The following is a 25,691-nucleotide window of genomic DNA, read 5'->3' on the forward strand; positions in this document are numbered from 1 at the left end:
ACAGGGGTATCTTCGAAAATGCTGTGGAAGGCATATTCCAGACCACACCTGATGGATGCTTCATCAGTGTCAATCCTGCCCTTGCCAGGATGATGAGATTTGATTCACCTGACCAGATGATGAAAACCTTCACCGATATTGCAAGGCATCAATATGTGATTCCTGAAGAACGGATGAGATACAGGAAGCTTCTTGAAGAAAATGGTTTTGTAAGAGGTTTTGAGGCACAGGTATATCGTAAGGGTGGCGATAAATGCTGGATTTCTATAAGCGCCCGGGCTGTTCTTGATAAATCGGGGAGGTTAGACCATTACGAAGGAACAATAGTTGATATAACAAACCGAAAAGAGGCTGAAGTTGCGATTCAAAAGGCATACCAGACAACCCGTTCCATCATTGAAAATGCGCCGTTCGGGGTTTATGTCGTCAACGAGGAGGGCTTTATTGAGTATGCTAACATCCCGATGAGCAGGATATCAGGCATCAACATAGAACAATTTAGCACCATCAATGTCCTGAATCTCCCAACCTATCTGAACCTGGGGATTGCAGAAAAAATCAAATCCACCTTAAATGGGACTCCCTTTTCAACAGAACCTTTTGAATACGCCTCACATTTCAGCAATAAAACAACGTCCCGGAAATATACCGGCATCCCGATCGAGGAGGCAGGTAAACGAAAAGCACTTATATTTGTTGAGGATTTGACAGAGTTAAAGAGGGCAGAGGAACAACTGAAGAAAGAACGGGCAACCTTCTTCTCTATCCTCGAAAACTCCCCTGACGGTGTCATGCTTGTTGGGAGCCATGGAAGATTTGATTATGTCAACCCTGAATTTACGCATATTACGGGTTACACAATTGAAGATGTACCCGATGGAAAACAGTGGTTTCAGAAGGCCTATCCTGATTCCGCATACAGGAAGTTTGTTATTGATGAATGGAAGAAGGATACGCTATTAGGAAGAAGAGGAAAGAGTTTAGGATTCAAGGTTGTATGCAAGGATGGACAGGTAAAGGACATGGAGTTTAAAACAACTCATCTGGAGGATGGGAGTGCAGTAACGGTAATTTCTGATGTTACCGAATTAAGGGAAGCCGAAAGGGCGCGGCGTGAAAGCGAAGAGAAGTTTCGTTCCCTTTTTGAAAGCTCACGGGATGCAATCTATATTGCCACAGGGAAAGGCAGTTTTATAGATGTAAATCCGGCGTTTGTCGAACTATTTGGATATACAAAGGATGAAACCCTGAAACTCAATGCAAAAATCGCCTATTTGACAAATGAAGACCGTGAAAGATTAAAACAGGTGATTAAAGAGATTGATTTTATAAGGGATTTTGAAATTAGACTAAAAAAAAGGGATCAGACGGTCATGGACTGTCTTTTAACTATCACATGTAAAAGGGACGAAAAAGGGAAGATTACTCAATACCAGGGGATAGTCCGTGATATCACGGAGCGAAAGAGGACAGAAGAGGCAATCAGACACATGGCGTTCCATGATGCCCTGACTGGCCTTCCCAACCGTTCATTGTTTAATGACCGTCTTATTATGGCAATAGTCCACGCTGAACGCTTTGACGAGAAGGTTGCAGTTATGATGCTTGACCTGGATAGGTTTAAAGATGTGAACGACACATTTGGCCATAGTGTAGGGGATCTATTATTACAGGGTATTGCAGAAAAACTTACCAGGCAGATACGGAAAGGTGATACAGTCGCACGGATGGGCGGTGATGAGTTTATGTTGATTTTTGCAGACCTTAAGCAGACAGACGATGTTAACACCATTACAGAAAAGATACTTGAAGATTTTCAGGCCCCTGTTACCATTAATAATCATATTATATCTATCACGACAAGTATCGGCATTGCCGTCTACCCTGACCATGGCGGGGATATAGACACCCTTGTAAAGAATGCAGACATTGCGATGTATAGCGTTAAGCAGACAGGAAGGAATGGATATAAGTATTATAGTGAAAAGGCAGTGAATAGTGAATAGTAAAAACAGGAAGATAAATGATGGAAGATAAGGGTCTCTTGCAAAACTCGTATATTCGTACGTTTTGTCATTCCCGTGAAAACGGGTATCTTCACTTGCAAAGCCCTGGCCAAGACCGACTTCGCATAGTTTAGCAGGGCAGGCAACATCCAGTAAATTCAATTAGTTTTGGACTCCCACTTTCGTGGGAGTGACGGTTTTTTTTGACTATCCACTATTCACTAACGACTATTCACTGTTCCGGTTACACGTCGCTATTCCTCACCCCGGATGGACGCCACGCAGGAGAAATAACCCCGGGGCCTTCTTCCCGGATCTTTATTGACGCAAATGTGATTGTATGTTCACCGAACTTGTCGTTGACGGTATCAACGGCCTTTGCAAGGGCGGCCTTCTTCTCCCGATCCGTTTCTTGAAAGAGAAGCATCTGGTCACCATCTTTTCCGAGACACGAGAGAGAAATGCCGAGAAGCCGTACGCTCTTGCGGAGGTGCATTCCATCAAGGATGGCGACTGCAGAGCGGTAGATTTCGCCGGTATCGTTCGTATAGACAGGCAGGGTGATCTGCTTCGTAAAGGTTTTGAAATCCGCATATCTGACTGTGAGGGTAATCTTCCTGCCTTTATGACCATAGTGTCTTGCCCTCCGTCCGACCTTTTCGCTCAGCCGGAGAAGGCAGTTCGTGATTTCCTCCCGTTGCCATATGTCTTTCGGGAGAGTAATACTGTGGCCTATAGATTTCGGTTCAGGAGGCGCTATCTCTAATGGCCGCTCCAACTTTCCGTTACCCATGGCCTTGAGGCGTTCTCCGATAATGCCGAACTTTTTTGTCAGAAGAGAAAGAGGCGCTCTCCCCAGCGCACCGCACGTTGTGATGTCCATGGCACGTAGTTTCTCCTCGGTATGAGATCCGATACCCCATAGCTTTTTCACCGGAAGCGTCTCAAAAACAGATGGCACGATATCCTCGCCTATCCACTTGAAACCATCGGGTTTTGCAAGGTCGCTGGCCAGCTTGGCGATAAGAACATTTGACCCCATGCCCACCGTGCAGGTAATTCCCAGCTCGTTCTTTACCGTATCCTTGATGGTACGGGCCAGATTCTCAGGGCCGTTCAAAAGGTGGTGTGAACCGGTGATGTCGAGGAAGACCTCATCAATGGAATAGATTTCGATATCCGGCGTGAACCGGAGGCAGATTTCTTCCAGCCTCATACAGACCTGAGTGTACTTCCTGTTGTCCCCTGTTACGAAGATGATATGCGGGCACAGCCTCTTCGCCTTGTAGATGGTCATGCCCGTTTTAATCCCGTATGCCCTTGCCTCGTATGAAGAGGTCGTTATGACCGTTCTCTCTCCGGCACCGGTTATGGCTATGGGTTTACCTCTCAGGGCAGGGTTGTCCCGTTGTTCTACGGAAGCAAAGAAAGCGTCCATGTCGACACATACGATTATCTTTGCCATGTGTAATTATACCAAAATTCTGAATGAAGAAACAACCTGGACAGCTTTTTACTGGAGTGATGGAGCATGAGTGGCAACTGAGATAGACTGAATTAATAATTTTCTTGAAGTGTTAAGACAAAGTTTGTGGTACTATAAGTGATCCATTTTAAAATTTAAAGGAGGAAGCAGGTATGAAAAGAATGAGTGTAGTAATAGCAGTATGTCTGGCAGTATTTGTTGTTTTTGCAGCAGGTACTTTGTTTTCACAGGATGCAGAGACCATGAAACTTGTCCGTGACAAAATCCGTATAGACAAGAAATTGTTGATTGCATCAAACATGGAGCTGACAGAAACTGAAGGTAAGGCCTTCTGGCCCATCTATGATACTTACCAGGATGATCTTGCCAAGTTGTCTGTACGTGGATTGAAACTGCTGGAGGATTATGCAAAGAATTACCAGGTCATGACGAATGATATCGCAAAGAAGATATTGGATGAACAAATGGCTATCGAATCAGAGAAGCTCAAACTTCGCCAGACCTACCTGCCCACATTCCGGAAGGCCCTGTCTGACATAAAGGTTGCCCGCTATTACCAGCTTGAGAATAAAATCCAGGCTGTTGTGAATTACGAGCTTGCCGATATGATCCCCCTTGTAAAGTAAGATTCGATAATTTTATTGCCATTTAGCTATTGAGCCTCTTGCAAAACTCGTATATTCGTACGTTTTGCAAGAGGCTCAATTATTTTGCAAGAGGTTCAATTATATGGAAATCACGATAAAGCACATAGGAATACACATAAACAAGGGAGACGAATCAGACGTAACAAATACTTACAGGGTCATAGACAATGGCAATGAGTTCATAATTACCTGCAGAACTCACAGACACGGAGGAAATCTTGGCCTGGCCGGACAAAAAGGAATCCTCTACACAGACCATGACAGCAACACGGTATGCAGGCAGGTGCTGGATATCGGCAGGGATTGCGGTCTGAAGATCGAAAGCGATGAACCGGTTGAAGGATTGTCTCCCTGGTCAATCCGCGGGGTGATACTTGCAGACCGGAACAAGGAAACAAGAGAGATTACATTAACAGCCGGTAGGCCGGAGAGTGGTAGCGACCAACCGGTGATGCTCATAGAAGGTCAGATTACAGACATGCATCAAGATTTATAATTGACGGCAGTAATTCTCGGTGAATCGTGTAAGTTTTTATTGAATTGCCTGTGGCTGGCGGTGGAGCCAATCCCAGACTGCATCATATTTTTTAAGGTAAATCTGTGTTTCTGCCGGAACCCTTGAAGACCAGTTTCCCCCGTATCTGTCCATGGCTCCCTTTGTCTTTCCTGATCCACAGTTGTATGCAGAGGCGAGGAACCTTCCCAGTGTTTGCGGGTCGTTCATGATTCGCTCTTTCCTCCCGTTGTTCAGAACACGCATATCAGCATCAAAAAGAAGAAATGAGGCCTTTGCAGCGTTTTCATGATCCTCCATACCCTGGATAAAATCTTTTTTTAATCCAGCCTGTGGGTATAGTTTTACAATTCTCTTATATGTGTCGGGGATAAACTGAAAGAGACCCCTTGCTCCGGCCTTTGATGCTGAGTAGCGATAAGCGCTCTGCTTGTTTGTCCCCATGATGACGAGCGTTTCATGGATAAGTTTTTTCGTTGTATATTTTCCGCTCTCAAATTTGAGAGGATCGATATGTTCGATAATGGCCAGTGTAAGAGAGACATCGTCTGCGATAAACTCATTGCACGACAAGGGTCTGACCTTTCTCTCAACAAGGTCATTTTTTGCCATGCCGAGGGTGTTTTTCAGGTATTCCAGTCCTGCCTTTCTCACTTCGGGAATATCCAGACCATCAGAATAGGGGGTATAGACGACTTCTTTAAATGTTGTCCCCTGACGTACCGGTCTTTTAATCGCCAGCACGACATGTTGCTCCGGGTATACGATGGTGAATTTTGTATTGACGCCGTTTGACTTACCACGCTCAACCACAACGCCTTCTGACTGCGCGCCGAGAGTCGGGTGGACCCTGACAACCTGAATGTCTCTGGTTTTTACGTTCTCAATGGCAAGTAGGATGGTGAATTCACCCAATTCGTTCTTCTCAACTGTTTTCGGTTTGTTCGCTTTTTTCCCTCTCCCGTCTTTTTTCCCTTTTACCGTCTTTTTCGATTTCACAACCTTTTTTGATTTCACAATCTTTCTCGATTTCACAACCTGGAAGCCGCACTGCTCTTTTTCAAGAAGTGCCTTTGCCCTGATTATGTCCTCAAAGATATTGAAATTTATCATGTCGTGCAATTCCGATGAGGAGGTAAATTCGATCGAGTCCTCTACGTTTACTTCCTCCACCTCGTCTTCGTTGGTTTCAGCCATGTAGGAAGAAGAGAGGAGGGGACGAAAAACGACAAAACAGAGTAATATGAGAAGAAAAAAGAAGAGTGATGTGCGGATGTTTTTTTTCAGGGGCTTCATGGTATTTTTCATTATCAGGGAAAGATCCCTTATTTTGGTGCTGTTGTCGTAACCTTTGGAGTTGGTACCGGTTGAGAATCATCAAGCGTTATAATATAGATTACCATGCAGAGAATCATCAGCGCGATGCCAATTAGAGTTATCCATTTTATATGCTTCTTCATTGTATCCCTCCGAATGACTATGGTACCCAAGATAGCATACGAAGCGAGGTAATTCCACCTTTTTCATAGGAAAAGTATCCAGTTAATTGCCACAACCTTTATTCTTAACAATTGACAAAGTGTGTGGTGGGCGTATAGAACTGTAGGTGAAGAAAAGAGGAGGATGACATGCGTGTACTGATCTTAAACGGGAGTGCCAGAAGGGAAAAAGGTGTAACGGGAAGATTGTTGAGAAGCATTGCAAAAGGACTTTCTGAAGGGGGAGCCCTTGTAACGCAATTTCAGATACAGGATTTGAAAATATCGCCCTGTACGGCATGCCTTTCATGTATGCATCGAAAAACCGGTGAATGTGCCTTGAAAGATGACATGAATCTGATTTACGAAGAACTGAAAACCTCCGATGTCCTGATATTGGCAACACCTGTCTACCTTGACGGCATGAGCGCCCAATTGAAGATGGTCATTGACCGGTGCATGTGTTGTATGGAGCCGTTCCTCACAAGAGACAGTTCCGGAAGGGTAAGGCATACGTACGCCTGGCGGATGCCGAAGAAAATGATGCTTATCTCCACAGCAGGCTTCGCCGAAACGGAAACCTTTAGTCCACTCATTGCAACCTTTCGTGCACAGGTTGCAAATTTCGGGTCGGAATCGATCGCTGAAGTTTGCATCCCTGGTACGATAGCCCTCCAGGTGGAACCGCAAACATTGAACCGTCATTTAGAATTGCTTGAGGAAGCGGGAGTGAACATCGCCAGAAATGGACAGTTAATGGCCGATATTATTGAGAAGTTGAACAGTCCGCCACTGAGTGTCGACCAATACCTTGCAATATCTGCCAAATATGAATCATGGTGCAGAAAACAGTTAGCCACGTATAGTCTATGATGGCAAAGTGGTATTAGTACCCCGGGCTTACCCGTGAGAATCTATGAGCCTTTCAATGCGGGATCTTACCTCATGCATCAACCGGACTTTTGCGGAACTCCCTTCTTTTGTTGTATATACCGGTTCACCTATTTTTATATGTACCTGCCCTTTTTTTCTCGGAACAAAACAGTCTCCCGGCTGCAATTTTCCCGTTCCACTGATGCCTACCGGTATTATGGGCACGCCGGTACGAAGCGCAAGGGAAAACGCCCCTTTTTTAAAAGGCAGAAGTTTGCCGTCTGTGCTCCATGTCCCTTCCGGGAATATGACGACATTCATACCGTCTTTTATTTTGCTGGCCGCCTCGTTCATCGCCTTCAGGCCTTTTCGCGGGCTTTCCCTGTCGAGGCTTATGTTTCTCCCGCTCTTTAACGCCCATCCGAGGAATGGCACAGAGAAGAGCTCTTTTTTGGCTATCCATTTAAAAGGCAGACGCAGGGATGAGAGGAGTGCAAATATATCAAGTGTGCTCTGGTGGTTGCACATGAATATATAAGGGGGTTCAGATATGTTCTCGAACCCCTCCTGATGAACTTTGATGCCGTATGCCTTGATATTGACGATTGCCCAAAACCGGCCTATTTTATTCACCTTCTCGCCTTTGCGATCAAAGGGATATAGAATAATGGCGACCATGGAAAGCGATATTGTAGTAGAAACAAGGATTAGAGTCGAAAAAACCCTTCTCATTTTACTGCCTTTTACATCTGGCTTTGTTTGTTCCATCTGGTTTTTTTATTTATTTTAGTCTAAGCAATTTTTTATGTCAACAGTATGTTGCAGGTGTGGCAAATCATCTATGCTATGTTATACTGTATGCAGCGTATCATGAAAAACTTTTTTGCCGCAGACAAGAGCGGACAAAGGATGGACGTTATTTTATATCGGCTGCCGACCTGGCACCCGATATACTCCATGCCCTCCGGGCAGAGTGAAAATTTAATATATTCGCCCGTAAGGGCTGAATATTTGATAGGCGGCATATGCCTGCCCTGTGAAACATGCTTTATATTTCACCGGGGTCGCCGGCTATCAAAAAGACTATTTATCGGCTCTTGTCCGCATTTGTCGAGCGCAAGCGGGCGGCAAAATATAGATTTCGATGAAATCATATGCGATTTTAGAGGTGCGAAGATGAAAAACAAACGGTATACGGTGCGTAAAAGCGCAGGGTCCAGGATGAAAGAGAGCGGAAAGTCCGTTGACGAGATTGTGAGGGAACTGAAAGAGGTTAATGCTCCGCGAAATGATTACAGAGAGCAGTCACTGCAGATCCATGGACTTATCTGTGCAAAGTGTGCAAGGGAATTTGACCATAAGGACAGGCATCTTCTGACTGTTCACCATAAGGATGGGAATCACAAGAATAATCCGCAGGATGGTTCTAACTGGGAAAACCTCTGCGTATACTGTCACGAAGATGAGCATAGCAGGGGGTTGCTCGGTGATTATTTCAGTGAAGGAAAATAGCCGGCAAGCGTTAAACCCGGATTTAGTATTAGAGTCACTATCGGTGTCGGATAATCCCTCGCAAACACGCTCATTCCGCTCCGGCGGCTCCATTCGCTCGCGTTCGGCTTCGGAACTTTTGCTTGACAGCAAAAGACCGAGCTTCCTTGCCTCACGACGGTTTGCTCCGGGATACCCCGACACCTTCCCAATGACAGATTTGGGTTAAGATAAGACATGCTTACGATCGGTAACCTTGCACTATCATTCCCCTGCATGCTTGCCCCTATGGCAGGGGTGAGTGACCTGCCTTTCCGCCTTATTACCCGTGCCTTTGGTGCTCCCCTCGCTTTTACGGAAATGATTGATGTAAACTCTTTGAGCCATAAGGACAAGAGGACACTCCACATGCTCTCCTCAACCCCTGATGACCGGCCTCTGGGCATTCAGTTGCTGGGTAACGACAGAGAACATATTTTGAAGGCCCTTGATGTCCTTGGTGGATATGGGTTTGACCTTCTCGATTTTAACGCTGCATGCCCTGCGGCCAAGGTTGTAAAGAAAGGAAAAGGGGCAGCGCTCCTCAGAGAACCACGCAAAATGAGAGAACTCCTCAAGGTGATGGTTGACCATTCAAAAGTCCCTGTGACTGTAAAGATCAGGACAGGATGGGACGCCGATTCGGTGAACGCACGGGAAGTTGCTCTCTATGCTGAAGATGCCGGCATCAGTGCACTATTTATCCATGGGAGAACAAAGACCCAGGGGTATAGCGGAACAGTAGATTACCGTGTGATAAAAGAGGTAAAAGATGCCTTGAAAATACCTGTCATTGCCAGCGGCGATAACATATCAGTGCCGTTTATTATAAAGATGTTTGACGAGACCGGCTGCGATGGTGTTGCCGTTGCCCGTGGTTCTCTTGGAAATCCCTGGATATTCAGGGAAATAATCCGATTCTTTCAGGATGGCGCGTATTGCGAAATGCCGGATATACAAGAGCGTATAGCTGTGATGAAGACCCATCTGAACCTGTCTGTTCAACATTGGGGAGAAAAAAGGGGTGTGGCAAGCTTTCACAAATTCTTTATCTGGTACACGAGGGGGCTCCGTGGCATGAAACTGCTCCGTGACAGGACCATCAGATTGCACAGGGCGGATGAACTCCTTGAGGCCGTTGAATCACTAAGAGCTTACGTTGAAAAAGATTAGAATCCGCTGTTTATTTTTCCTGCAGTTCTGCTTTAATCCTTTCCATCATATCCTTAAAATAAAGCTTTTTCTTCTTGAGGAGCTTTACCTCCAGTTCCTCATCCTCCATCAGATAAGGTTTCGCCTGAAGCATCTGCAATTTCTCATCAAGTGATTTGTGCAGAATCCGTGCTTCGTTGTACATTTCCTCTTTGCTTTTGTTTTCATCCATTGTCACAACCTCCTATTTTTTACTGTTTAACGCTTACCCTTCTCCCTGGCAATTTGAGCGGACAATTCCCGCCCGTTTTTTGGAGGAACATATAGGGCAGATTTACGGAACATGGTTCTCGAACCGGCAGGGCAGACAGAGCTGCACACACCGCAACCGATGCAGGCAGTTTCATTGACCACCGGCACATCTTTACTATCCCCCTGGTTGCACAGAGTGATGGTATGGACGGGGCATCTGTCGGCACAGATACCACAGCTTGTGCACTGGTCCAAATCCATGACCGGCACAAAGTTGCTCGGGTGGACGTTACCCAACCTGTTATTGCCCGTTGCAACGACAGGACGGAGGAGAGAGCAGCAGCAGCCGCAGCAATGACAGAGGAACGCCGGCTGATTCAATACGTTGTCGCAGGTGTGAACCAGACCAAACTCCTGTGTTTTATCAAGAACATCCAATAAATCTTTTACAGTGGCCTGTTTACCAAGTTTCCGGCGGATTATCCATTCACTGGCTGCGCCAAGAGAAGTGCACACCTCAAGCGGTGCACCGCAGGCTTTACCGAGGTGAGCTGCTTTATGACGGCATGCGCATAGGGAAATTGCACCGCCGCCTGATTCTTGTATGATCTGTGATGCCCTCTCATAACTTAACACTTCCGTATCTACAGCTACCGGCATGAGGTTTTCATAAACCAGTGTTCTCATAAGCTTCGTATCTGCTGTTCCGGAGAATTCTTTTAGAACCTCGGGACTGTGAAAGTATTTTTCAAAGAGCTCTGCAAGTTCTTTCAGGTTGGCTTCATCCCGTGTACGCATAAAGGTATATTCGAAAAATCCGACTATCATCGGGGCCAGTATGTAATAGCAGGTGTCCCTTCGGGGAATGTCTACAAGCAGTCCCTTGCTGGCCATCCCTTCCAGAATTACCGACAGCTCCTCTCCCTGTATACCGGTAATAGAGGCGATTCTGTCCAGCGTCATGGGGATCAGGGGAAATTTACTGCCCACAAGCGCTTCGGTTTCCGTGTAAAGACTGTGAAGTATTCCCATAAGGGTTTCATTTACCGGCGCACCTACGGGGTTCCTGTTCAGGCGTTCAGCCAGTGCCAGGTATATCCCATCTTTAGCATTTATTGCATGTCCCATATTGTTCTCTCCCCTTATAGCACAAAGTATTGTTAAAATCACTCATTTACCGGGACACCCGCAAGCGGGTATCCGGTCGCCCCCTCCACGAGCATAAGCCCGTGGTGCCTCCCCCTCTCGCTCGTGAAACTCGCTAAATTATATTCTTGCATATATTATCTATAATCTGTCTCCTCTCAAACAGCCCGAACCACTTGAACTGCTTGAACGGTTCATTTACCATCATGATAGGGGTGTAAAGATAGGCGAGTTCTACATAATATTTTTTAAAGCGTAACTGATTACCCGTTCCCGGTCACGAGAAAGTGGAAATTTAAGCTTTCCGGCCTTCTGGTGCTATTTAGTCAGCAGCACAGGACATTTTGCCGATTTGAGAACATTCCTTGCAACGCTGCCAATAAAGTATTTTGCCATGCCGGATTGACCAAGAGATGCTATTACAATCAAGTCAATCCCGACGCTTTCAGCCTCCTTCAATATCTCCTCATACGAGAACCCCAATTTTATATCAGTAATTACTTCTACTTCACGGGCAAGCGGAAATTTATCAAGTTGTTTTTGGAGACTGTCCGCAGCGCTTTGTTCGGTACTATTTTCAATATCCTTCAAAGTTTTCTCGGGCAGGCAATAATCAACTACACATTGTTGTATCGGAAAAATAACATTTAAAAGATAAACTTTTGCATTATAGTGTTTCGCAATATCTAGTGCCTGTTTTAATGCTTTGTCTGAATACTCTGAGAAATCTGTAGGGACAAGTATTTTTGTTGGTTTTAACATGTCATTCACCTCCCTTTCTCCTATGATTGAAAGAATAAATCACTGTTATTTCGTTAAGAGCACAGGGCATTTCGCACCCTTGAGGACATTACGGGCCACACCACCGATCAGGAACCTTGCGATCCCGGTTCTCCCGAGCGATGCTATCACAATTAAATCAATCCCTAACTTTTCCTGCTCCCGAAGTATTTCCTCATAGGGAACACCATTGATCACCATTTGGATTAACTGGACATTTTTACTCTCCGGGAATTTGTCGACCTGTTTATAGAGTCTTTCCTTGGCCTTTTCCGTTATTTTTTTCTGGAGCTTTTGTATCTCTTTTTCGGTTATGGAAATGTCAGAATAATCGTCCGATAAAGCGCTATGTATCCTTTCATGGACGACGTTGAGCACATAAATCTTTGCTTTATACTCAGATGCAATATCTAGTGCCTGTTTTAATGCTTTGTCTGAATACTCTGAGAAATCTGTAGGGACAAGTATTTTTGTTGGTTTTAACATGTCAATCACCTCCTTTGATAAAACAGTTCTGCGTTTAGACGACCAAATCTTTTCCTTTTCTTATTAATAGCACGTATTAAGCAGTTGTCAACTTCAAAGAGAAAATCCTGTCTGCTGTTCCTGTTTATTCTGCATCTGCCCTTATCCCTGTTGCATGAAAATTGGTCTGCAGCCGGGGGGAGCTGAATGGTAACATTTATTCTTTGATAGCTTGAGACTTTCTATGGTAATGTTCTTACATCCCTATGTTTATCGTAGCCCCTTTAATTCGCACCCATCTTATCAAAAACCGTGACCTGTTAATAAATGAAGCAAAACACATCAATGGTTTTATGAAACTTCTTATGAAGCATCACAATACGGGCGTCAAGTGGACCGATGCGGAAAAACATGAACTGAAACAATCCCTGAGACATTTAGCTACTTACGTGCCGGCGCTGTTTTGCTTTCTTCTCCCCTGCGGCCTTTTGCTTTTGCCGGTTCTGGCAGAGATTATGGATAGGAGAAAAATATCCCGCGACGTGAGCGGCGCTTGACAGAGACGGGATGGGGGATCCTGCGATTAACCGGGATCCGGATTAGAGATATTCGTTAAACCATTTAAGCGATAATTGAATCTGTTTTTTCAACCCCTTTCCTGTATCGAGGTCAATATGATTCATGCCGGGAAGGACGACGAACTTTTTTGGCTTGCCGGCCTTCTGATACATTTCTCGTGTGAGTTCGACATGGGCAACATCATCGGCCTCGCCATGGATGAAAAGAAGTGGTGTGGGAGCCACCAGATGAACAAAGCAGTCGGGTCGAAATCGTATCATGGCCTCAGCGCTTTCCAGTGAAAGCATTGGTTTGTTTTGAGAGTCATCGTTTTCAGAAATCGATTCGCTTTCTTTTTCATTGTCAGGTTGATTATGTTTTTCCCAAAAGGAGACAGGAAAAGGGATGATTTTGTCAAGGGGCACCAAGCGGGATTTGCCGGTTTTAAGCCGCCTCAGACGATCATCTTCAATCTCTTTCTGAAATGAGATCCACGTTTTTTGTTTCCTGAGCGATGACATAAATGCCTCTCCGCCTCCGGGGCTGGAAACAACGACTACGCATTTAACGTTTTTATCCAGAGCAGCCGCATAAAGTGCAACAGAGCCTCCGTAACTGATAGCATAGAGACCTATTTTATTCTCATTTACATAAGGCAATGACTTTACGTATGAAATGGCAAAGAAAACATCTTCAGCCCTTTCAAGGGGAAAGAGATAAGGTTTTCCCCGTGTATCGTCGCTTTCGCCTGAGCCTCTGTAATCAAAGGCAAGCACTATATAACCCGCCTCTCTGAAGGCCTCAGCTACTTCAGGCAATATATCTTCTTTTACACCTGAGAGCCCCTGACACAACACAATTGCAGGGTATTTATCGTTATCGTTTTCGTCTAAACCTGAAGGCAGATATAGTTCACCTACCACGCTTAACCAGTCAGCGCTAAAAAATTCCACCTTTTTTTTCATCGTTCGTCCCTCTGAGGCTATGGTTTATACTGATCCCGCCACTTTTTGCCTTTCATCTTCCTGCAATTTCTGACAGTTGTCAAGAAATAATAAAATCTTATTTTAACAGGGATAACATCGGATACATACGGATGAGAACCATAAAGAGCTGCTAACCAGAATCGTGATGCTTCGGCGATTCAGGTTAGACACATCATTCCCTTCGGGAATATTGTGTGTTTATTCTTTAATCTTATATCAACTCGTCTCCGGCATATTCATGTCGTTTACGGCCACCAGATACACCCCTTCTTTTTCTGCAATCTTTTCCAAATCCGGTGTAAAACCCTTGCGGTTAAAAAGTGCATAATATTCCTTACGCTCTTTTCTGTCACCTGTCCCCCAGTCAACCAGCGCGGCTTTCCTTTTGAGATCCACCAGGATATCAATGCCGACTTTTTTGCTGCTCCACTTGACCTCTCCAAAAAGAATGACATTATCATCCTCATTGGCTGCCACTATATCAATCTCGGCGTCTTTTGACCACCAATGCCCCACCTTGTTAAATTGTAACCCCTTCAGCAGACTTCTTTTTACAAAGGAGCGGCAGACTTCTTCAAACACCCGGGAGATAAATATATCTATTGTCGGCTTTATCTTCTTCTCAAGAATATAGTCAAGTTCATCTTCTTCTATAAAACTTCTGTTGGGAAAAACAAAATTGAACCAGAAGCGGAAAAAATTGTCGTTAATCGTATAAATCCCCTTTTTACTCTTCTCAGGGGATTTTTCGGTAAGCGGTACCTCCCTTGTGATTATTCTCAGATCGCTGAGGACAGAAAGATATTTTCCAATAATGTTCTTATCAAAACCGGTCTCGTTGATGATCTCGCCGGGCCTTGTTTTCCCCATAGAGAGGGCGCGCAGAATGGCAAAATAGTTTCTCGGCTCCCGTAGTTCCTGTCGAAGGATAAATTCCGGTTCTACTGAAAGATATGCCTCCCTTGTAAGAATCGCCTTTCTTACGTTTGTCCAATAGTCCTTTGTGTAGTCAAACTGTAGAAGATAGGCGGGGGTCCCTCCCAGCGTTGCGTATGCATACATGAAATCCTCATTGGACCAATCCGGACTGAACTGCTTCGCATCCCTGAAATTGAGTGGCTCAACGAGCAATTGCCCGGTCCTCCTTCCAAAGAGGGGCGACTTGTAGCCGAGCACCTCCGTTTCCATCATCCCGATGCTGGAACCGAGGAGGATGAGAAAGGCTCCGGAATCTTTCAGGTCTTCATCCCATCCCTTTTGAAAGATGGAAGGGATTGCAGAGTTTGACTCAATTAGAAATGGAAATTCATCGATGGCAACTACAACCCTGTCTTTTCCTTTTAGATACCGGAAAAGCTCATACCAGTTGCCAAAACCTCTGGAGAGGAGAAACTCATCCTTGAACTGGAGTCCTACTTTCTCGGAAAACGCCCTTAGTTGGTCTTTTTCCGATGTTTTGTCAGCCAGAAAATAAATGTGAGGAATACCCTTGAAGAACTGCTTTACCAACTCTGTTTTACCGACCCGCCTCTTCCCGTAGATGACAACAAGCTGTGATTCCTTGTTCTTGTTGGCATCATTCAGAAATGCAAGTTCCCTTTGTCTGTCAATGAATTCCATAGGGCACCCCCATAAGATTACTTACGAGTATATTACTCTAAAGTAATCTTATTTTGCAATGGGTTCTTATTGAGTCTATGTTTTTTCTGGCGTCCATCGCGTGATTCTTTGCCTCGATGTCTTTATCATAACACTCTTTTTGAAAATTACGCGACACCTTTTGCTGGCTGTAATAGGTCTTGGGCTGTAGATTCTGAGCCACTGATACGGACTGATTACCGGGTACCTAATCGAGAGGAATTGGGGGCCAAGCTCTTGAGAATATTGGATTATGGAGTAGAGATTATGGGCCTGTTGCCCAAACATATATAACAACCAATAATATTGAAATATGAGCAGGGAGGGTAAGGTTTAATTGAGAACATGTTGAGCAATAACAGCGTTCCGGCCATACAATTCCCCATATATAGTCTATACAGTAAAGTGGTATGCGTGTGTGTTTTACCCCAGCCGTTTTTTGAACCTTAAGGCGCTTATTGTCATTACAGTTGTGCCAAGGATGAATAGCGCAAGCATCTGCGGCCAGAGGATGCCTATACCGTTCCCCTTCAGGAATATGCCCCTTATGATAATGAGAAAATATCTGAGGGGGTTAAGGTATGTTCCGTATTGGACTGCAAAGGGCATATTTTCTATGGGGAACATGAGGCCGGAGAGGAGCACGGCAGGTGCAAAAAAGAGGAAAGTCCCCATCAGGGCCTGTTGCTGTGTCCTTGATACAGTAGAGATGAAAAGCCCTATGCCCAGTACCGACAAAAGATAAATGCCGGTACAAAGCACAAGCAACATGAGCGAACCCTGAATGGTAATAGAAAACCAGGATACCCCCACAATGGTAACGAGAAACATATCGAAAAATCCTATTATTGCGAAAGGTATCGTTTTGCCGAGTATCAATTCCAACGGTCTCAGAGGGGTTACCATGAGCTGCTCCATTGTGCCGATTTCGCGCTCGCGTACAATGGCCATGGATGTAAGAAGGAGGCATATAAGCATAATCATGATGGCGATAACGCCGGGCACGTTGTAGTTCCTGCTCCTCAAATCAGGGTTGTACCAGGCCCTTGCCCGTACATCGAGTTTTATTGCCGCTGCATTAACCTTTGGAGAGCCAAGACTTCTCGCATACCGCGTAATGATTGTATTGGCATAACTCATTGCAACAAGTGCGGTATTTGAATCTGTCCCGTCGAATAACACCTGCACTTCGGTCTGTTTGCCTTTTTTTATATCTGCTGAAAAGCCATGATTTACCTGGAGTACGGCAAGAACCTTCCCTTTATCGAGTAATAACCGGACTTCTTCCGGCGCGTTAATGTATCGGAGAATCTGAAAATATCCTGATGCTTCAAATCTTCTGATAAGTTCCCGGCTCTCGTACGATTTATCAAGATCATATACGGCCATACGGACATTATTTACATCTGTGGTAACAGCATAACCAAAAACGATGAGTTGGATTATGGGCGTTATAAAGATGATGGGTCTCATCCTCTTGTCCCTGAAAATCTGATGGAATTCTTTTATAACCATGCGTTTTATGCGCTCAAGCATCTCTATTCAATCCTCTTTTTGAACTTTCTGTTTGCTATCATAAAGACGAGAAAACCAAAGATTGAGAGGAGTACGGTCTCAAAAACAAGCAGATTCAAAGCGCTGCCCTTCAGGTAAATAGCCTTCAGCATGGTTACAAAATACCTTGCCGGTATGATGTATGTGACAATCTGAAGCGGCGCTGGCATGTTTGATATGGAAAACATAAAACCGGAGAGTAACAATGCGGGCAGATATGAAACAATAATGGAAACCTGACTTGCTATGAGCTGTGACTTTGCCACTACCGATATTAATATTCCAAGGCTCAGGCCGCCAAAGAGAAATAAGCTGGAAAGCATCATAAGCAGGAGAGGGCTGCCCTTGAGGGGAACGTCAAATAAATAAATACCGATAAGGGTTGATATGAGCACATCGATGAGGCCGATAATGAAATAGGTAAAAAGTTTTCCGATAATTAATTCGGGCGGCTTTACCGGTGTGGATATCAATTGTTCCATTGTGCCTCTTTCCCATTCCCTCGCAATGGTGAGTGAAGTAAGAAGGGCGGCAATAATCGCCATAATTACCGCTATAAGGCCGGGAACGATGAAGTTTCTCGATTTGAGTTCGGGGTTATACCAGACGCGTACACGGGGTGTTAAGATGGGGGCTACAGGGGTTTTATTAATCCTCTGTGAGTATAATTCAGATATTGCGGATATGTATCCCAGGGCTATTGTGGCCGTATTCGAGTCGCTTCCGTCAACGGCGACCTGAATTTCGGCATTTTTGCCTGTCTTCATATTTTTTGAGAAGTCTTCCGGTATGGATATGGCCACCCTTGCCGTCCCTGAGTCGATATATCTGTCAATATCGGCTTGTTTATCTGCATAACCGACAATGGTAAAGTAACGTGATTCCCTGAATTCTGCTATAAACTCACGACTCATGCTGCTTTTATCGCGGTCATAGACAACAGTTGACAGATTATCCACATCCATTGTGATGGCATATCCAAAAATAAAAAGGAGCATAACCGGCATAAGGAACGCCATGGCAAGACTCAAGGGGTCCCGGAGAATCTGGATAGCCTCTTTTTTAACAATCGCTTTGATTCTCATTAACTTCATTCAAAGCTCCCCAATACCAGGTTATTCTTTATGTTCCTCATGATGTCTCGATTAAGGTTACAAATACATCTTCCAAAGAGGGGACAATCTTTTCAATTTTGCCTACCTCGACACGGGCTTCCTCGAGGACACGTTTGATAACAGGTATTGCCTTGTCTCCATCTTCAAGCGTTGCGTGGAGGGAGCTTCCGAAAATTGCTGTCTCTATATCGTGCATACGCAGTATATCCATGGCTTCAATAACCTTGTTTACTTCAATTTCGAGGACATCGCGCTTCATGTAGTCCTCTTTTAATTCACCGGGGGTTCCATGCGCGATAATACGCCCCCGGTATATGAGGGCAAGCCTGTCGCAGTATTCTGCTTCATCCATATAATGAGTCGTGACAAAGGTGGTTGTGCCTGATTTTGACATCTCATAGATCAGGTTCCAGAAATTTCTTCTTGAGATAGGGTCAACACCGGATGTCGGTTCGTCGAGGAAAATTATAGGAGGTTCGTGGAGTATTGCACATCCGAGGGCGAGCCTTTGTTTGATACCACCGGGCAGGGTTCTGGTAAGATTTGTTTTTCTGTCTCCCAGTTCTGCCATCTCCAAAACCCATTCTTTGCGCCCTGCCTTTTTTCTATCAGGCACTCCGTAGATGCCGCTGAAAAAGTCGATATTTTCCTCAACCGTAAGATCATCATAAAGGGAAAATTTTTGAGACATGTAGCCGATTGTCCTTTTTATTTCCTCTGACTGCTTTACGATGTTGTAGCCGCCGACAAACCCTGTACCGCCGCTTGGCATCAAGAGGCCGCAGAGCATCTTTATCGTTGTTGATTTCCCGGCGCCATTAGGACCAAGAAAACCGAATATCTCGCCCTTTTTTACGCTAAGGCTGATATTATCCACCGCAACAAAATCTCCGAAGGTACGTGTAAGGTTCGTGACGGATACCGCAGTGCCAGCGCTTGACACCAGTTTTTTTAACTCCAAGCTTGTCACTCCAAACTCCGAACCATATTAATAAAAACATCTTCAAGGGAAGGCAAAACCGACCGGTAATCAGTTATCTTCACCCCCGTGTCTTTCAGTTGTGCAATAATCGCATTCATCAAGCCCATTTCTGTAAGGGTTACGTGAAACCTGTTTCCATAAATACTAACGTCTTTTACACCGTTCATATTCTTTATTGCCTCTGCTGCCTTCCTTGCCTCTGGAGACCACACTTCCACCATGGCGAGTGGCATCGATTTCTTAACGTTTGCCGGATTGTCCGTCATTATAAGCCTTCCCTTATGAATCAGCCCGATCCTTGTACAACGCTCTGCTTCGTCGAGGTACGCAGTCGAAACAAAGATTGTCACTTTTTCTTTCAGTAAATCGTAAAGAATTCTCCAAAAATCTCTGCGGGATACAGGATCAACGCCATTCGTAGGTTCATCAAGAAACAAGACTTCGGGCGTATGGATGAGTGCACAGGCCAGGCCGAGTTTCTGCTTCATACCACCTGACAGCTTTCCTGCAAGTCGTTCTTTAAAGGGTGTGAGGTTACTGAAGCCAAGGAGCCTTTCAATCCTCAGGGGCCTTTCCTTTTTGGGAACTTCATAGAGGTCGGCATAAAAGAGAATATTCTCCATGACCGTGAGGTCTTCGTAAAGTCCGAATCGCTGAGACATGTAGCCGATCTTCTCTTTAATCTTCTCCCCTTCATGCAATATCGAATATCCCGCAACCCAGGCCTCTCCTGAGGTGGGGAGCATAATCGCCGCCAGGAGGCGCATTATTGTTGTTTTCCCTGCACCATCAGGCCCTACGAGGCCAAAGAGTTCTCCCCGCTGAATTTCGAGATTGAGATTATCGACGGCAACGTTGTCACCGAAGGATTTGGTGAGCTTTAATATTCTGATTGCAGGGAAATCGTTTTCGTGATGCGTTACACGTTCGATCATTCTCTCTCACTCCCCCCTTTACAAAAGGGGGGTTGGGGGGGATTGCAACTCACTTCCAAAATAGAGCAACATGCTACTTAATGTCAGAACGATAGATTCTCCCATATCTTTTGTAATACTCCTTCAATATTCTCAAACACTTCTCTGTCAGAAAATCTCAGAACTTTTAAACATAGACTCCCTATGGATTTATCTCGAATGCCATCTTTTCTCTTGCCATAATCACTATAATGTTGACTTCCGTCAAGTTCGACAACAAGCCTTGCCTTAGGACAATAAAAATCAACAATATACTCACCAATAATTTTTTGTCTGTAGAATTGTAACCCCTTAAGCTGCTTTCTCCTCAATTTTGACCAAAGAGTCCTTTCTGCATCGGTCATGTTTTCCCTTAACTCACGGGAATAACTTTTTAGCTGTCTATTATAGCGTAAATTCAACTCTTTCAATCCCCCATACCCCCTTTCATAAAGGGGGTTTTGTGAAAAACCAGTCGAAATCATTTACTGGTTGCCATTTACGCGTTACGCGTCACGGTCTTATCGCTATCCGCACGTCCGCCGGCATGCCGGGCTTCAGGTCCCAATTGTTGTTCTTCACACTCACTTTCACGCCAAACACGAGTTTCACCCGCTCTTCCTGTGTCTGCACGGTTTTAGGTGTAAATTCCGCCTCTGACGAAATGTATGAAACCGTACCTTCGTATGTTTTGCCTTTATATGAATCGGTCGTTATTGTTGTCTTCTGGCCGATTTTTACAAGACCGAGTTTATCTTCCTTCACGTATACCTTAATCCAGGGGTTATCGAGGTCACCCAGCGTAAATATAGGGGTTCCCTGTGCAACGGTTTCACCAAGCTCCACATTTTTTCTCAGTATCACTCCCGCAAAGGGGGCATATATTACTGTGTCATTTAGTCTTTCACGAGCTGTAGCGAGGGCGGCCTTCAATTGTTCTACGCGATGCCCGGCCATTTTAATATCTTCCTGCCTTGGTCCTTCTTTTGCAAGACTCAACGTTTCCAAAGCATTCTTAAGCAATGCCTTACGGTTATCGTATGCGCTCTTTGCCCCATCGTACTGGGTAGCAGATATAGCGCCGTTTTGATATAAAATCTCTGCTCTTTCGTAATCTTTCCTGATTCTTATCAATTCAGCTTCCTGGGCGCTCACAAGCGCCTTTGCCTGCTCAATCTCCTGCCTCCGTGAGCCTGCCTTTAATTCTGCAAGCCTTGTTTCAGCCTCCTGCAAGGCTGCCTCGTTCTGCTTCACCACACTTGCCGGTTCTGCGCTGTCAAGCCTCGCCAGTAAGTCGCCCGTTTTAACCTTGTATCCCTCATCAACGGGACGTTCCACGACCCTCCCCGGTATTTTAAAGCCGATGTTCGCTTCAGTCACCTCTACATTGCCGGAGAGCACCATGGCATTATCGTCTTTTTTGTTACGAAAATGGTTTATTGTCAGGATACCGGCAATAATGGCAATGACGATTACAGCGACAACAATCTTTTTCTTTTTCATATTTTGCTCCCTTCCTTCAAATCACGCAGGCTCATATCAGCTAACAGATGTCAGACCGCCTTTCAGGCTGCCAGAAGTCAGACTTAAATCTGTCCTCTTTTTTCTGTCCTCTACCTTCCACCTTCCACTTTTCACCTTCAGTCTTCAGCCTTCCATGCCTTCGGCCTGCCTCTTTTCACCTTTCACCTTCTTCTCCCATCGCCTTTCTCATGGATGCCAATGCCACCTCTCTATCATACAGCGCCTGGTAGAAATCTGTTTCTGTCCTCAGAAAGGCTGTCTGAGCGTCGATTACATCGGTGTTTGTGCCTGCTCCGGTGTCATACTTAAGAAGTTCTACCCGGAGCGATTCTTTGGCGCTCGCAATAGCCGTTTCAGTAACTTCAATCCTTTCTTTTGCATTCATGATACCGAGGCGTGCATCCCTAACTTCACGGGTTATGGCAAGTTTTAAAAACCGTTCCTCTTCCTTTATCTTTTCCAGTTCATTTATCTCCTTGTCTATCTCCGACTGGATAATCCCTCCGTCAAAAATAGGCATTATCAACTTCAGCCCAAAATTCCAGTTTTCTTTAAATGCTATATTGTCGCCTGCTTTGCCGCCATATTCCCCTGCTGCATATATATCGGGAAATCGCTTGCCCTGTGCAATTTTTACCCGTTCCTCGTATATTTTTTTCTTTTTTGAAACAGCCATATATTCAGGCCTCTGAGAAAATGCCTTGTTTATGCTTTCATCAAGCACAGCATACGTCTCTTTTGATCCTGCTCCATGCACAATCGAGATGGGGGTCTCCATATTATCAATGCCCATAAGGGTTTTAAGAAGTTCATAGGTGCTTTCAAGATTATTTTTAACAAGCAACTTCCTCTCCCGTGCATGAGATAACTCAACGTCAGTCTTCAAAAGATCAAGCTGAGGCACAGTTCCTGTTTTGAGATACATTTCAACATTCCGTTTATGTGCTTCAAGCTGCTTTACCGTTGCATTGTTCGCCTGAAAGAGTTTTTCGAGTTGTGAGATTTTATAAAAAACACTGGTGAGGTTATACACAAGTTCCTGCTTTGTTGCCATATAGTTATCCTGCGCAACGGATTTTTTCATTTCAGCTACCTGAACGCCACGAACAAGACGGCCGCCTTTAAAAAGGGGAAGTCTGAAATAACCTCCAATATCATATACATTTCTTTCAAAATCGGGAAAGTCAAAACCCGGCCCTATGGGACCTGTAATTACAATCGGGGTGAGGGGCATGGGATATCGGTACCGTGTAGCGCCGCTGCCGAAATCAATCCTTGGCATCCTCTCCGCCTTTGCTGTTTTTATCCCATACATTTCGGTAATGATGTCTTTATTCGAGATTCGTAAATGGGGATTGTTTTTGAGGGCATAATCGATAATGGATGAGAGGGTGTATGCGTCCGGTTTGTCTGGGTCTTTTGCTTGAGAAAGGCATGGGATAGCAATAAAGCCAAGAATAAGAATTATTATGAGCATCAAGGTATGGTTTCTCATTGATGTTGATTTCATGGTTGCTCTCCTTTTCCATTCTCTGCAATGGCTTTGATGGCATGCAAAGAAAAAAGGGTTATGTGGTCTGCTATCTTTTTAATCTCTTCAGTCTCAAAAAAATCCTTATTAAAAAGTCTTTTGATGATGGGTCTTGCGTAGAGAAAATAGAGAAACTGGCTGACGATGCTTGCGCAGCAAAACTGCACCGTTTCATCGCTTGGGAATTCCGCTGCCCCCCCGTTAAAGGGTTCAAATCCCCCCTCACCTCTCTTTGACACAGAGGGGGATTGGGGGGGATTACTCTTATTTGCCTGTTTTTCAAGAAGCCCTCTCACGATTGAAGCGAGGAGGGTGAACCCCGGCCGGATCGTTTCTTCAACCAGCACGTCCAATGCCTTTGTAGGCTGGACATATTCCCTTGCAACAAGTTTTCCAAACCAGGAAGTTGGCCCTTCTTCAAGTATGCGGAATACAAAGGAGTGGACAAAGGCCCTGAGCCGTTCCTCCGGAGTGTCAGCTTCTTTAATGCCGAGGTCAGGTGGATATTTTTCAAAGGCCACAGACCTCCAGTACCGCAAGGTGGCCAGATAAAGATTATCTTTGTCGCGGAAATGATAATTGATGGCAGCGATGTTTACATTCGCCCGTCTGCATATCTCGCGGATTGTAGCATTCTGAAAGCCGCATTCCGTAAAGACCTCTCCTGCCTTCTCCAATATTTTGGTACGGGTATTGACGGTTATTTCATTTTGCCTGTTCATTGAACATCCTTATATAACATTTGTTTTAATCATACGTTTTATACATTTGTTTTAATCATACGTTTTATACATTTGTTTTAATTTGTCAAGAGATTTTTAATGCATTCGTAAAAAGTTAAAACCGTTTCACGCCGGAACACTGTTTCACTCCCTGCTCAGGCTGCGCGCGCTTTACCCTGCAGCGAGTTCGCTTCTGCTGAATTTTCAAACTTGCCACTGGGCTTTGGACATGAAAATTCGCCTATTCACGGCTTGGCCGTAGGCACGCTCCAGCTCATCGGCAGGGTACCCAAACCGTGCTCGATTCGCGACTCGCGAAAAGATATTCCGGCTTGCTACCTCAAATGTACCCGATAGTTGTTTGGCAACAGGCCGTCAATAGCCGATTGATATTCATACGATATCTGGCAATAAATACATATTTTCAGGACTTAAAGTACTGTTTTTACCTGTGAAATGATATGTTTATCCGTCTTTATCCATGTTACATAAAAGATTGTCTTCGGCTTGAAGAGGTAAACAGTAACAAAAAAATCTTGATTTATTGTTGGTTTCAAGCAACAATGGTATAATTATTCTTCAGATTTTTTAAATCTTTTTCATCAGGGGGCAACGTGAAGAAGAACAGAACATGCTTTATTGCAGCCATTCTTTTGCTCATATTTATACTGCCGGGGTGCGGGAAAGGGCAGAAGGAAGGACAGCAAGCGCCTGTTGTGGAAGTGGTCAATGTAATTCAGAAGGATGTACCGATTTACATGGAATGGGTGGGTACAACGGACGGTTATGTTAACGCTACGATTCGTGCACAGGTTCAAGGATACCTCATCAAGCAGAATTATCAGGAAGGCGATTTCGTCAAGAAAGGGCAGCTCCTTTTTGAGATCGACCCGCGGCTCTTCCAGGCTGCACTGGATCTGGCAAAGGCAAGTCTGGCAGGCGCAGAGGCGCGGTGGACAGCGGCAAAGGCCGATCTTGCCCGTATCAAACCCCTTGCTGCGCAGAATGCGGTAAGCCAGAAGACTTTGGATGACAGTATCGGCACCGAGCAATCATCGGCAGCATCGGTACTCTCAGCCAGGGCTAATGTTGATAAAGCCGCCCTGGACCTCAGCTTTACGAAGGTTGTCTCTCTCATTGACGGCATTGCCGGCATTTCCAAGACCCAGGTTGGAGACCTTGTGGGCCCAGGTCCTCAGGAAGAATTGACTACGGTCTCGACGGTGGACCCCATCAAGGTCTACATAAATATCAGCGAGCAGGAATACCTGAAGGCTGCAGAGATAAAGGATAAAGATATTGAAAAAATGTCCCTTGAGCTGATCCTTTCTGACGGGAGTATCTATCCTCATAAAGGCAGGTTTTTTCTCGCCGACCGTCAGGTCGATGTAAAGACCGGCACTATCAAGGTCGGCGCCATCTTCAAAAACCCCGGCCGCCTCCTGCGTCCAGGACAATTTGCCAAAGTAAAAGCGGTAGTAACGACAAAAAAAGGCGCCTTGCTGGTACCCCAGCGTGCCGTTACCGAGCTCCAGGGGAGCTACCAGGTGGCAGTGGTCGGACCGGACAACAAGGTGGATATAAGGCCCGTAAAGGCGACTTACCGCGTTGGTAATCTCTGGGTAATCGAGGAAGGCTTGAAGCCTGGTGAGCGTGTTATTGCAGAGGGTATACAGAAAGTCAGGCAGGGCATACCCGTAAATCCTAAACCCTTCGGTGCAGAGGCCAAACCGAAACCGGAAGCACCTGCAAAGACAGAGAAGAAATCAGAAAGCCCCTCTAAGACAGAAAAAAGGTAG

General features: G+C 45.1%; 25 protein-coding genes. 8 read left to right on the forward strand and 17 right to left on the reverse strand.

Translation table 11 applies throughout. The annotated features are described in order from the left end of the window. On the forward strand, window positions 1-2,006 hold a 2,006-nt coding region (locus NTX75_13590), incomplete at its 5' end, for a PAS domain S-box protein (GenBank protein ID MCX5817248.1). 244 nt (window positions 2,007-2,250) lie between these two features. Here NTX75_13590 and dinB read toward each other — a convergent pair. Beyond that, window positions 2,251-3,471: a DNA polymerase IV gene (dinB, locus tag NTX75_13595; GenBank protein ID MCX5817249.1), complete on the reverse strand. Its 1,221-nt coding sequence runs from the start codon at window positions 3,469-3,471 to the stop codon at window positions 2,251-2,253. A 173-nt stretch (window positions 3,472-3,644) separates the two neighbouring features. On the opposite strand from dinB, the gene NTX75_13600 reads away from it, so the two are divergent. Together NTX75_13600 and NTX75_13605 are read left to right on the forward strand one after the other, a co-directional pair. After that, entirely contained in the window at window positions 3,645-4,118 is a 474-nt protein-coding gene (locus NTX75_13600) for a hypothetical protein (protein MCX5817250.1), read from the forward strand. Window positions 4,119-4,221: 103 nt separating this feature from the next. Further along, window positions 4,222-4,635: a hypothetical protein gene (locus tag NTX75_13605; GenBank protein ID MCX5817251.1), complete on the forward strand. Its 414-nt coding sequence runs from the start codon at window positions 4,222-4,224 to the stop codon at window positions 4,633-4,635. 36 nt (window positions 4,636-4,671) lie between these two features. Here NTX75_13605 and NTX75_13610 read toward each other — a convergent pair whose 3' ends face one another. After that, window positions 4,672-5,961, reverse strand: coding sequence for a transglycosylase SLT domain-containing protein (locus NTX75_13610; protein ID MCX5817252.1), 1,290 nt, complete (start codon window positions 5,959-5,961; stop codon window positions 4,672-4,674). Between the two features lie 320 nt (window positions 5,962-6,281). Here NTX75_13610 and NTX75_13615 point away from each other — a divergent pair, with 320 nt between their 5' ends. Continuing rightward, entirely contained in the window at window positions 6,282-7,004 is a 723-nt protein-coding gene (locus NTX75_13615) for a flavodoxin family protein (GenBank protein ID MCX5817253.1), read from the forward strand. Window positions 7,005-7,031: 27 nt separating this feature from the next. Here the strand turns inward: NTX75_13615 and NTX75_13620 are convergent, their stop codons facing one another. Next, window positions 7,032-7,772: a lysophospholipid acyltransferase family protein gene (locus NTX75_13620; GenBank protein MCX5817254.1), complete on the reverse strand. Its 741-nt coding sequence runs from the start codon at window positions 7,770-7,772 to the stop codon at window positions 7,032-7,034. A gap of 408 nt (window positions 7,773-8,180) precedes the next feature. On the opposite strand from NTX75_13620, the gene NTX75_13625 reads away from it, so the two are divergent. Together NTX75_13625 and dusB are read left to right on the forward strand one after the other, a co-directional pair. Next, the gene (locus NTX75_13625) at window positions 8,181-8,516 is read left to right on the forward strand and encodes a YajD family HNH nuclease (GenBank protein MCX5817255.1); all 336 of its coding nucleotides are present in this window, start codon (window positions 8,181-8,183) and stop codon (window positions 8,514-8,516) included. 216 nt (window positions 8,517-8,732) lie between these two features. Further along, window positions 8,733-9,707 carry a tRNA dihydrouridine synthase DusB gene (gene dusB / locus NTX75_13630; GenBank protein ID MCX5817256.1) on the forward strand — a complete coding sequence of 325 codons (975 nt, stop codon included), beginning with the start codon at window positions 8,733-8,735 and terminating at the stop codon, window positions 9,705-9,707. Window positions 9,708-9,717: 10 nt separating this feature from the next. Here the strand turns inward: dusB and NTX75_13635 are convergent, their stop codons facing one another. The 4 genes from NTX75_13635 to NTX75_13650 form a co-directional block, all read right to left on the reverse strand. Continuing rightward, on the reverse strand, window positions 9,718-9,918 hold the full coding sequence (locus tag NTX75_13635; protein ID MCX5817257.1) for a DUF465 domain-containing protein: 201 nt from the start codon (window positions 9,916-9,918) through the stop codon (window positions 9,718-9,720). Between the two features lie 26 nt (window positions 9,919-9,944). Further along, window positions 9,945-11,066 carry a 4Fe-4S binding protein gene (locus tag NTX75_13640; protein ID MCX5817258.1) on the reverse strand — a complete coding sequence of 374 codons (1,122 nt, stop codon included), beginning with the start codon at window positions 11,064-11,066 and terminating at the stop codon, window positions 9,945-9,947. A gap of 336 nt (window positions 11,067-11,402) precedes the next feature. Continuing rightward, complete coding sequence (locus NTX75_13645; protein ID MCX5817259.1) at window positions 11,403-11,846, reverse strand: universal stress protein; 444 nt, start codon at window positions 11,844-11,846, stop codon at window positions 11,403-11,405. Between the two features lie 45 nt (window positions 11,847-11,891). Next, complete coding sequence (locus NTX75_13650) at window positions 11,892-12,350, reverse strand: universal stress protein (GenBank protein ID MCX5817260.1); 459 nt, start codon at window positions 12,348-12,350, stop codon at window positions 11,892-11,894. Window positions 12,351-12,595: 245 nt separating this feature from the next. Between NTX75_13650 and NTX75_13655 the strand changes: the two genes are divergently transcribed. Continuing rightward, window positions 12,596-12,886 (forward strand): hypothetical protein, encoded by a 291-nt coding sequence (locus NTX75_13655; GenBank protein MCX5817261.1) that lies wholly within the window; start codon window positions 12,596-12,598, stop codon window positions 12,884-12,886. Window positions 12,887-12,928: 42 nt separating this feature from the next. Here NTX75_13655 and NTX75_13660 read toward each other — a convergent pair whose 3' ends face one another. The 10 genes from NTX75_13660 to NTX75_13705 all read right to left on the reverse strand — a co-directional run bounded on the left by NTX75_13660 (window position 12,929) and on the right by NTX75_13705 (window position 23,892). Continuing rightward, entirely contained in the window at window positions 12,929-13,852 is a 924-nt protein-coding gene (locus NTX75_13660; GenBank protein ID MCX5817262.1) for an alpha/beta fold hydrolase, read from the reverse strand. A gap of 237 nt (window positions 13,853-14,089) precedes the next feature. After that, entirely contained in the window at window positions 14,090-15,493 is a 1,404-nt protein-coding gene (locus NTX75_13665; protein ID MCX5817263.1) for an ATP-binding protein, read from the reverse strand. Between the two features lie 441 nt (window positions 15,494-15,934). After that, a complete protein-coding gene (locus NTX75_13670; protein ID MCX5817264.1) occupies window positions 15,935-17,047 on the reverse strand; it encodes an ABC transporter permease in 1,113 nt (370 codons plus the stop codon). Between the two features lie 2 nt (window positions 17,048-17,049). Continuing rightward, window positions 17,050-18,159 carry an ABC transporter permease gene (locus NTX75_13675; protein ID MCX5817265.1) on the reverse strand — a complete coding sequence of 370 codons (1,110 nt, stop codon included), beginning with the start codon at window positions 18,157-18,159 and terminating at the stop codon, window positions 17,050-17,052. 37 nt (window positions 18,160-18,196) lie between these two features. Further along, complete coding sequence (locus tag NTX75_13680; protein MCX5817266.1) at window positions 18,197-19,123, reverse strand: ABC transporter ATP-binding protein; 927 nt, start codon at window positions 19,121-19,123, stop codon at window positions 18,197-18,199. Window positions 19,124-19,146: 23 nt separating this feature from the next. Beyond that, window positions 19,147-20,097, reverse strand: coding sequence for an ABC transporter ATP-binding protein (locus NTX75_13685; protein MCX5817267.1), 951 nt, complete (start codon window positions 20,095-20,097; stop codon window positions 19,147-19,149). 83 nt (window positions 20,098-20,180) lie between these two features. After that, entirely contained in the window at window positions 20,181-20,537 is a 357-nt protein-coding gene (locus NTX75_13690) for a DUF559 domain-containing protein (GenBank protein MCX5817268.1), read from the reverse strand. Window positions 20,538-20,628: 91 nt separating this feature from the next. Then, window positions 20,629-21,618, reverse strand: coding sequence for an efflux RND transporter periplasmic adaptor subunit (locus tag NTX75_13695; GenBank protein ID MCX5817269.1), 990 nt, complete (start codon window positions 21,616-21,618; stop codon window positions 20,629-20,631). Between the two features lie 175 nt (window positions 21,619-21,793). Then, window positions 21,794-23,149, reverse strand: a complete 1,356-nt coding sequence (locus NTX75_13700; protein MCX5817270.1) for a TolC family protein — start codon at window positions 23,147-23,149, stop codon at window positions 21,794-21,796. After that, on the reverse strand, window positions 23,146-23,892 hold the full coding sequence (locus tag NTX75_13705) for a CerR family C-terminal domain-containing protein (protein ID MCX5817271.1): 747 nt from the start codon (window positions 23,890-23,892) through the stop codon (window positions 23,146-23,148). Before NTX75_13705 ends, NTX75_13700 begins: the two co-directional genes overlap by 4 nt. Window positions 23,893-24,506: 614 nt before the next feature. Here NTX75_13705 and NTX75_13710 point away from each other — a divergent pair. Then, window positions 24,507-25,691 (forward strand): efflux RND transporter periplasmic adaptor subunit, encoded by a 1,185-nt coding sequence (locus NTX75_13710; GenBank protein MCX5817272.1) that lies wholly within the window; start codon window positions 24,507-24,509, stop codon window positions 25,689-25,691.

The sequence above is a fragment of the Pseudomonadota bacterium genome (assembly GCA_026388315.1).
In the GTDB taxonomy this organism is placed as follows: Bacteria; Desulfobacterota; Syntrophorhabdia; order Syntrophorhabdales; family Syntrophorhabdaceae; genus MWEV01.